Source organism: Saccharopolyspora sp. (assembly GCF_017434145.1).
GTDB lineage: Bacteria > Actinomycetota > Actinomycetes > Mycobacteriales > Pseudonocardiaceae > Saccharopolyspora_C > Saccharopolyspora_C galaxeae.
This window is the reverse complement of sequence record NZ_JAFRFW010000664.1, coordinates 1-1,635: the sequence shown is the minus strand read 5'-3', so window position 1 is coordinate 1,635 and position 1,635 is coordinate 1. Positions and strand designations below refer to the sequence as shown.

Genomic DNA, 1,635 nt, shown 5'->3' with positions numbered 1-1,635 from the left:
CTTCGAGTACCTGGTCGCCACGAATTCGTTTTCCGACGAGTTCCGGATACTCTGCGCGCGCCTTGGGTGTGTCGGCCACGCGCTCGCCGGGAGAGTATTTGTTTGTGAATTCACTTAGATATGAGCGCGCCGTGCCTGGTTCTATATCAGATAGCTGGGTGTGCTTTCTCGAGACAATATCAGCACGCGGCTTATACGAATCTAGACGCTTGCCATTCTCCAATGTGATTTCGTTGTAGGGGCGATAGTGCGGGGCCCGATCTCGATTAAACTTATTTCCTTCTTCGATGCGCCGTTGTACCGGGTCCGGCAGATCGCTGATCCGTCGCCGTGACCGCCCGGCTTGCTCCCCGACGCTCTTGGCGGTGTTTTCGGCGGCTTCTTCGGAGATTTCGGAGCCTGTCTTGGCGGCTTTGAAACCTTTGCCGGTGAGTTTGCTGCCGGTGGCTCCCCATCCGCCGATGGGGATCATGGCGGCGGCTGAGAGGCCGGCGTTGAGGTGGTCGCCTTCGGCGGCGTACCAGGCGGCGTTGGCGCCGTCGGCGAGTTCGCCGATGCCGGGGACGAGGCCGCCGAGGTCGAGGGCGGTGTGGCCGAGGTCGGCGAGGGGGTTGCTAGTGTCTTCGGCGCGTCCCCAGGGCAGGCCGTGGTCGCTGCCTGCGGCGGCTGAAAGTTGGTCGGTCGAGTAGCCGTACTCACCAGCGGTCTGGTGGCCGTCGGTGTTGGTGGGGCTGTAGTGCTGGCCGCCGTAGAGCCCGGTGATGGCATTCGCGCAGCGGCGTTGGGCGGCCATCCAGTCGGCGATGGCCTGGTTGACCGCGGTCATCAACTGTGCGTCGCGGTCGGTGAGGTCGGAGTCGTCGGTCCAGTCCTTGTCGGGAACGATGCCGGTTTTGGCGGAGGCGGCCATTTCCGAGGTGGACGGTTTTTGGTTTTCGTAGGCGTGGATGTCGGCGACGAGCTGCTCGGCTTGGGCTTTCAAGTCGCGCAAGTGTTGTTGGATGGGGCGGACTTCGTCGGCGTAGCGCTGCAACGCCCCGGCCACGGCCTCGACGTCGCGGCCGATGTTGCCTGCGGTCTCGGTGACCGGCCGGGTGGCCTGCAACAACTGCTCGGATTCCGGCGCCAGGTAGGCGGGTGCGAGGCCTTGCCAGGTGGCATGCACGTCCGCGCCGGTGTCAGCGAAACCCGTCCCGGCCGCGCGCAGTCCGTTCGCGTGTGCGGCGAGGGTGTCCATGTTGCCGGGGATCTGCGGAATCCCACCGGGGTTGATCACCGCCGACCCCCGCCTGGCATGTGCTCCCGCGGATCCGGAGCGTTGCTTACGCCGCGTTGGGCGTTGAGGACCATGTCGTGGTCACCCTGCAGATACGCCCCGACCGCGGTCGAGGCGCCGCCGATCGCGGACTGGATGCGGGAGAACACGAACTGCATGTCCGGGCCACGCGCTTCGGCGAACCCGGTTAGTGCTTGTCCGATGATTCCGGACGAGGCTTGCCCGGCCGCGCCCTCGATCTCCGAGCGCATCGCGGCCACATGCGAGTCGAACTCCGAGGCGGTACTCGCGGTCCGCGCCAGCACACCCCGGACCTGCTCGGGGTGAATGTCCCACTCCACGCCTGCAAACCCCCTACG

General features: G+C 65.6%; 1 protein-coding gene and 1 pseudogene. Both read right to left on the bottom strand.

Annotated features, from left to right (window positions below; genetic code table 11):
• Positions 1 to 1,276 (bottom strand): annotated as a pseudogene (locus IJH84_RS18200) (hypothetical protein); the annotation flags it as partial.
• Positions 1,273 to 1,635: DUF6507 family protein (locus IJH84_RS18195; protein ID WP_367269048.1), on the bottom strand; the 363-nt coding region annotated here is incomplete at its 5' end. The pseudogene IJH84_RS18200 and the gene IJH84_RS18195, both read right to left, overlap by 4 nt.